The following is a 6937-nucleotide window of genomic DNA, read 5'->3' as shown; positions in this document are numbered from 1 at the left end:
TTCCCATACCGAACACGGAAGTTAAGCTCTTCAGCGCCGATGGTAGTTGGGGGTTTCCCCCTGTGAGAGTAGGACGTTGCTAGGCAACAGAGAGGACCAGCCATGATGGCTGGTCTTTTTTCGTGTGCTGATGTGGAACAAAACAGGAAGAGATGGAACAATTCACAAGGCCACATTCCCGGCAGTGGAACAAAAAAGTCAAAAAATGAAACAATCTTTTTCAAAAATGAAACAAAGAAATCGAAAAATGGAACAATCATCTCAAAAAATGAAACAATTCCTGCCGGGGGCTTGTTCTGTTCCCGCAATGTATTCCCATAGAGGAGACTTTTTGCCGGAAAATGTGGGGACAGAGCATTACCAGGCAACAGCAATCCCTTCTCCAGCTGCAGAAGGGATTTTTTATGCAAAGAGGAATGCAAGTGCTTTAGAGCTTCGTATTTAGTCATGAGAAACTGAGGCAAGCATCCTGTCACATAGAAAGAAGCCTAAACATGCCGGAACGCGTTCAGCAGATTTTTAAAAAGGGATTGGGAGGCAGTACAATCTGGCTCTTTCAGCTGGCTGCGTACATCTCTTACTGTTTTTTTCTTACTTCTTTTGTGAAATTCTCATCGGATTCTCATAAAAGCAATTTATAATGACTTAGTGAGTATGCGGCGATCTGTATAATATGAAGAATATGTTTGGGCCGCGGGCAAAAGGAGGTTCTATATGAGCGGATTGATACATTCCATCCTGGTGGCATTCATGGGTTTGGGTTATATAGGAATTGCCTTGGGATTAATGATAGAGGTAATCCCCAGTGAAATTGTGCTGGCCTATGCCGGATATCTTGTTTCACAAGGAAAGCTGACGTTCCTCGGTGCTGTGATTGCAGGAACTATTGGAGGATTATTTGCCCAATTATTCCTGTATTGGATCGGGCAGTTTGGAGGAAGACCTTTTCTGCGAAAGTATGGAAAGTTCCTTTTGATCGGGGAGTATCAAATCAACAGGTCGGAAGTATGGTTTCGCAAGTATGGAATGGGAGTGATTTTTACCGCACGCTTCATTCCGGTTGTAAGACATGCCATCTCCATCCCGGCAGGAATCTCCAAGATGCCGCTGCGGATTTTTACGCTGTATACAACCTTGGCCATTATTCCATGGTCTGTCATCTTTATTTACCTGGGGCAACAGCTTGCGAAAAACTGGGCGAACATCAACACCTTGGCTAAGCCGTATGTGCAAACCAGTGCGTTGGCGGCAGCTGTGGTCATGGTGATTTATTTTGTATATATAGCTGTTAAGCGAAAGAAGCAGTAGCTTCATTTGCAAAGTGTTGATTTTATATAAGAGGACAAGGGGAGGAAACATATGAACTACACAGTTTTTCAATGGATCAATGGGTGGGCTGGACATGCAGCATCTCTGGATACCACCATGGTGTTCATTACAAACAGCGCACCTGTTGTTGCGGTTGTATTTATGTTGCTTTTATGGTTCAGCAAAGCGAGTCGAAGCTCTGCCATTGCCAAGCAATATACGGTATTATATACGGTTATCTCTATGATGCTTGCTTTGGTGATCAATGTCGCACTGCATCATTTGTACTATCATGCCCGTCCGTTTGTCACCCATCATGTGCATCAATTGGTATCCCACTCTAAGGATTCATCCTTTGTAAGCGACCATGGGGTACTTGTCTTCACAATTGCCTTTATGCTGCTTTTGCGCAAAGATGCCTGGGGATACGCTGCACTCATTTGGGCCGTTCTTGTCGGGATTTCCCGTATGTATGTAGGTGTTCACTACCCGGCAGACATTCTGGGTGCCGCAGTTCTTTCGTGGGGAACAGGTGCAATTGTTCTGTTGTCCGCAGGAAGAATTGAGCCTGTTGCACAGGTGATCTTCCGTGTGTACAACGGTATTGCGAAGCGAATTCCCGCTTTATCAAAGTACAACCATACAACATAAAGCATCTGGACATGTAAGAAACGGATTGGTCCAGTCCTTTCGGTTTCTTGCATGTTTTTGAGTGTAAAGGAACTCCTGCTGCATAGTAATCAAGATGATTTTCGTTGGTGTGAAAAGCGGGGGACACAATAGAAGCAAGAGGCTGTCCTTAAATTTTCTTCTGGGACAGCCTCTTGTTTTCTTTTGTTATAGCGGCACAGGCTGCCTGCTTGCCGGTAATAGGATCCTGAAGGTTGTGCCTTTCCCGACAGTGCTGTTCACTTGTATTTGTCCGCCCATGGCACTGATAATACGATAGGTCACCATCATTCCCAAGCCTGTTCCTCTGGTGCCTTTTGTTGAGAAATAGGGTTCGCCGAGACGCTGTATTTGCTTCTCCGTCATCCCGGTACCCGTGTCCGCCAGGGAAATGCAGACCTTATCGCCTTCCTGTTCCAGGCGTATGGTCAGTGTACCGCCCTCCGTCATCGCTTCAATCGCATTTTTGGCGATGTTTAAAAGACTTTGTGTGAATAGGTGCGGGCTTCCTTTTACACAGCAGAGCGTGGTGTGGGTTAAGATATGGACAGTATGCATGTTGGCAAGCGGAGTCAGAATTTCAACCACTCGATGGATTTCGTCCGGCACGTACAAGGTTTGTGTATGTTCTGTTTCTGGCTTCGCAAATGTTAAGTAGTCCCGGATAATCCCCTCAGCCCGGTCTAATTCGTCAATCGCAATTTGCAAAAATCGTTTCCGGCGCTCCGGCTCCACCTCATCTTCGAGCAGGAGCTGCATGAAGCCCCGACTGGCGGTCAGGGGATTGCGCACCTCATGGGATACAGCCGCAGCCAAATGGGAGACGAGCTCCAGCTTCTCGCTTTGTGTTACCTTCTGCTGCAGCTGGAAGTGATAACGCATGCGTTCTGTCTGCACAACGAGGAGCAGCATCCCGCCTGTATGGATGCCGATCAGGGCAAGCCAGGTTTCCGCTGAACCAACATTAACACGAAACACAAAGTGAAATACAGTGAGGAAATACGTGCTTCCCAAAGCAGCTAAGAGCGTCATGACAGCAGTTCTTCTTTTGGGACTCCATGTTCTCTCCGAACGGGCAAACCAACATAGAATAATGACAAGGGTCATCATAATAAGGAGTGCCGGGTAAGAACCGGCTCCTCCGGTAATCAAACGATATACGGAGAAAACACCAAACAAACCAATTCCGACATAAGCTCCCCCATATATCGTTCCGAAGATCAGGGGCAGCAGGCGCAAATCAAAAATGTGGCCCGGCGCTACATGAAACGGGAATGTAATTCCAAACAATAAACAAAGTGCCATGGAGCAAAATAAAAAGATTTTCTTCTGGCGCCCGGACAGTGCTGATTTCTCATATGCGAACTGCACCCAAAATACCGCAACAACGATAAATAGGTAGTTTACTAAAATACTCTGAATATTATACGACAAGATACTCCCCCTGCTCTGCATCTCTATATGAAGAATTATACCCAAAAGTAAGATGCCGCACATATACTTCATAAGGATTATTTTTAGCCTTATGCATCATGCGGCGTCTGTCCATTGCGTGTCTGTATTGGCATGAAGTAAGATAGAGGTTGTAAGCTATGCAGGAGGGGATATTCATGCAAAATTTCGTATTTCAAAATGGAACAAAAATTATTTTTGGAAAAGATACGGAGCAGTTCACCGGGCAGGAGGCAGCTGCTTACGGGAAGAAGATTCTGCTGCATTACGGCGGCGGCAGCATAAAGGCAAGTGGATTGTATGACGCGATTGTACAATCACTGCGGGAGCAGAATGCGGAAGTGTTTGAACTCGGCGGTGTGCAGCCAAATCCGCGTGTCAGCCTCGTTCGTGAAGGAGTAGCCATTTGCAAGGAGCAGGGTATTGACCTGATCTTGGCCGTTGGCGGCGGAAGTGTCATTGACTCCGCGAAGGCCATTGCGGCTGGAGCCAAGTACGAGGGAGATGTATGGGATTTCTTCACAGGAAAAGCGGAGGTTTCCGGGTCTGTGCCAATAGGTGTGGTGCTGACCATTCCGGCAGCCGGAAGCGAGACAAGCAATGGAACTGTGATTACGAACGAGGATGGCTGGTACAAGCGTGCCATGGGACACCAGTCTCTGCGGCCGCAGTTTGCCATTCTGAATCCCGTTCTTACATATACCTTGCCGCCATACCAAACAGCATGCGGCATTACAGACATGATGGCGCATATTCTGGAACGGTACTTCACCAATGAAAAGCATGTGGAGCTGACAGACCGTCTGTGTGAAGCGGCGTTGCGAACAATCATCAATAATGCGCACACCGTGCTGGCAGAACCGGCAAACTATGATGCCCGCGCGGAAATTATGTGGGCGGGAACCATTGCCCATAATGACCTCCTGAGCACCGGCCGCATCGGTGATTGGGGCAGCCATGATATTGAGCATGAAATCAGCGGCATCTATGACATCGCCCATGGCGCCGGCTTGGCAATCATCTTCCCGGCTTGGATGAAATATGTATACAAGCATGATGTCAACCGCTTTGCCCAGTTCGCCAATCGCGTATGGGATGTGGAGATTGATCTGAACGACTTGGAGAAGACAGCGCTGAAAGGCATTGAGAAGCTGGAGCAATTCTTCAGCTCCATAGGTATGCCGGTGCGCCTGGCAGAAGCAAATATCGGTGCAGAGCACTTCGAAGAAATGGCCAAGAAGGGAACGGAACGAGGCCCGCTTGGCAATTTCGTGAAGCTGCAGGAAGCTGACTTGGTGCAAATTTTTCATTTGGCAAAATAAGAAAGAGGCCTCGCGGCAAGCGAGGCTTTCTTGTTTAGCAGGGTTTTGTATCCGCCCCAATGGTCCGTCCTGGGTAGTAAGAAGCTTCCTCATTCAAGACATTTTCCTTTGCGGAAAGAGATGTCGGGACGATTTTAAATACGGCTGTCCGGCTTCCCTTGGAAGAGCGGTAGCGCTCGACATGGCTTTTTGCCAATGGCTGATCGTAATAGCCCGGCACATACTTATCGAGCATACATTGCATGGCTGCTGTTGCTTCGTCCAGGTCTGTAACCTCTTCTGACTCCCCAAACAGAATGACACTCATATAAGCTGTATCCGTGTGGGCTGGAATCGGGTCGGCGATGGTGCCGTATTCTTCGCTGATGGTAAAGCAAACCCGGTTGTTTTGCTTCATCATGTCAATTTTGCGTCCTTCCGCCGCACCGTGAAAATAAATGGCTCCGTTATAATAAGCGAAATTCAGCGGAATTACATATGGTCCTTCTTCATCGGAAAGACCGAGAAACCCTGTTTTTGCCTGCCGGAGAAACGCATCAATTCTTCCGCGGTCTGTACATTCCCTTTTTGCATATCGCATTGGATTCATAGGTTTGCCCCCTTCAATGTTATACTCATTGTAGAAGCAAATTGACCTCAGCAAAAGTGACAGATACAGAATTTTGCATAGGGGCAGATGGAGGGGAGCATGGAGCTGACACCTTTTCTGCAGCGGGATGGAAGTCTCCCGTTGTATGTGCAAGTGTACGAGTATATCAAGCTGGAAATCGAGCAAGGGCGTTTGCCGGAAGGGACCAGGCTGCCATCCATCCGGCGGCTGTCTGAGCATCTTTCGGTCAGCAAAAATACAATTGAAGCCGCGTATCAGCAGCTTGTGGCAGAAGGATATGTGGGAAGCAAGGCGAAAAGCGGCATGCATGTGCTGTCCCAGGAGGAGCTTTCCACGGCATCACAGACAGCTCCTCCGGTTGAAGAGGAGCGCGAGCCCAGCACATATGCATACGATTTTCAGTATGGAGATTTGGATTTGGAGCATTTTCCATACCGGCAGTGGAAGCAATGCCTGCAGAAAGCGCTGGAAACAGGAGGGGCGGAGGTGCTTTTATATGGCAACCGCCAGGGGGACAGAGGGCTGCGTGAGGAGATTGCAAAGCATGTGCTGCAGGCCCGCGGCGTATCCTGTTTGCCGGAGCAGGTTGTCATTTGCGCCGGAACGCAGCAGGCCATTACGTTTCTCTGTCAGCTGCTGGAGCTGGCAGGGCAGCCGGTGGCAATGGAAGACCCGGGGTATGACGGGGTACGCACTGTTTTGTTGCAGCAGGGCTGTCTGCTGCAGCCTGTCGCAATCGAGGACGATGGCATCTCTATGGCCGAGTTGTCTCAAAGTGCAGCGAAAGCGGTATATATAACACCTTCACACCAATTTCCCTGCGGTGCGGTACTGCCCATTCAGAAGCGCATGAAGCTGCTGCAGTGGGCTTACAATACGAACAGCTTTATTGTTGAGGATGATTATGACAGCGAATTCCGCTATCAGGGCCAGCCGATTCCTGCCTTAAAAGCATTGGATACCGGGGAGCGTGTCATTTATTTGGGGACTTTCTCCAAATCCTTCTTACCTGCGGCCCGTGTCAGCTATGTAATCCTGCCGCCAATCCTGTTGACCAGATATAAGAAGCATTTTCAAAATCAAAGCCAATCGGCCTCTCCTCTCATCCAGCGGGCACTGTATCTCTTCATGAAGGAAGGCTCCTTCAGCCGGCATGTCCGGAGGATGCGAAAGCTGTATCAAGCGAAGCATCGGGCACTGCTGACGGCGATTGAGGCGTATATGGGAGAGCGGGTGCGTGTTATTGGCCAGCGAGCCGGCTTGCATCTCCTGTTGGAGGTGGCGGGAGGGCAGAGCGGTGAACTGGTGCGGAGAGCGGAAACTGCAGGGGTGAAGGTATATGAGCCGAAAAAGTATTGGGCTGATCCGGATGCATGCCCGCCCGGCTTGGTCATACTGGGATTCGGAGGTCTGCGGGAAGAAGACATTACAGAGGGAATTCGGATTTTGGCAGAGGCATGGGCCTGTGTAAAATAAACCGCAAGCCTCCTGTTTTTTAATGGTAGGTCGAATTTTTTACTAGTAAATAATCCTTAAAATGATCTTTCTTTAGTAAATAAATTAGATTAATCTAGTT

General features: G+C 48.6%; 7 protein-coding genes and 1 rRNA gene. 6 read left to right on the top strand and 2 right to left on the bottom strand.

Annotation, left to right across the window (positions count from 1 at the left end; all coding sequences use genetic code 11):
* From rrf to NK662_RS22720, 4 genes are all read left to right on the top strand, one after another.
* Nucleotides 1-85 (top strand): 5S ribosomal RNA (rrf, locus tag NK662_RS22735); the annotation flags it as partial.
* A 39-nt stretch (nt 86-124) separates the two neighbouring features.
* A complete protein-coding gene (locus tag NK662_RS22730; RefSeq protein WP_254761266.1) occupies nt 125-445 on the top strand; it encodes a hypothetical protein in 321 nt (106 codons plus the stop codon).
* Between the two features lie 269 nt (nt 446-714).
* Nucleotides 715-1308, top strand: a complete 594-nt coding sequence (gene uptA / locus NK662_RS22725; protein ID WP_254761265.1) for an undecaprenyl phosphate transporter UptA — start codon at nt 715-717, stop codon at nt 1306-1308.
* A gap of 51 nt (nt 1309-1359) precedes the next feature.
* A complete protein-coding gene (locus NK662_RS22720) occupies nt 1360-1959 on the top strand; it encodes an undecaprenyl-diphosphatase (protein WP_254761264.1) in 600 nt (199 codons plus the stop codon).
* 186 nt (nt 1960-2145) lie between these two features.
* On the opposite strand, the gene NK662_RS22715 is transcribed toward NK662_RS22720, so the two are convergent.
* A complete protein-coding gene (locus NK662_RS22715) occupies nt 2146-3411 on the bottom strand; it encodes an ATP-binding protein (RefSeq protein ID WP_254761263.1) in 1266 nt (421 codons plus the stop codon).
* A gap of 176 nt (nt 3412-3587) precedes the next feature.
* On the opposite strand from NK662_RS22715, the gene NK662_RS22710 reads away from it, so the two are divergent.
* Nucleotides 3588-4751 carry an iron-containing alcohol dehydrogenase gene (locus tag NK662_RS22710; protein ID WP_254761262.1) on the top strand — a complete coding sequence of 388 codons (1164 nt, stop codon included), beginning with the start codon at nt 3588-3590 and terminating at the stop codon, nt 4749-4751.
* A 34-nt stretch (nt 4752-4785) separates the two neighbouring features.
* Here NK662_RS22710 and NK662_RS22705 read toward each other — a convergent pair whose 3' ends face one another.
* Nucleotides 4786-5340 carry a pyridoxamine 5'-phosphate oxidase family protein gene (locus tag NK662_RS22705; protein WP_254761261.1) on the bottom strand — a complete coding sequence of 185 codons (555 nt, stop codon included), beginning with the start codon at nt 5338-5340 and terminating at the stop codon, nt 4786-4788.
* A gap of 99 nt (nt 5341-5439) precedes the next feature.
* Here NK662_RS22705 and pdxR point away from each other — a divergent pair, with 99 nt between their 5' ends.
* A complete protein-coding gene (gene pdxR, locus NK662_RS22700; protein ID WP_254761260.1) occupies nt 5440-6837 on the top strand; it encodes a MocR-like pyridoxine biosynthesis transcription factor PdxR in 1398 nt (465 codons plus the stop codon).
* Nucleotides 6838-6937 lie beyond the last annotated feature (100 nt).

It is taken from the genome of Ectobacillus ponti (assembly GCF_024294785.1).
Taxonomy (GTDB): Bacteria; Bacillota; Bacilli; order Bacillales; family Bacillaceae_G; genus Ectobacillus; species Ectobacillus ponti.
The sequence above is the reverse complement of the archived record's forward strand: the minus strand, read 5'-3'. Positions and strand labels throughout refer to the sequence as shown.

What these genes read in the sequence shown, in the direction of transcription:
- uptA (WP_254761265.1), top strand. Translation starts at nt 715, where the DNA reads ATGAGCGGATTGATACATTCCATCCTGGTGGCATTCATGGGTTTGGGT.
- NK662_RS22720 (WP_254761264.1), top strand. Translation starts at nt 1,360, where the DNA reads ATGAACTACACAGTTTTTCAATGGATCAATGGGTGGGCTGGACATGCA.
- NK662_RS22710 (WP_254761262.1), top strand. Translation starts at nt 3,588, where the DNA reads ATGCAAAATTTCGTATTTCAAAATGGAACAAAAATTATTTTTGGAAAA.
- NK662_RS22705 (WP_254761261.1), bottom strand. Translation starts at nt 5,340, where the DNA reads ATGAATCCAATGCGATATGCAAAAAGGGAATGTACAGACCGCGGAAGA.
- pdxR (WP_254761260.1), top strand. Translation starts at nt 5,440, where the DNA reads ATGGAGCTGACACCTTTTCTGCAGCGGGATGGAAGTCTCCCGTTGTAT.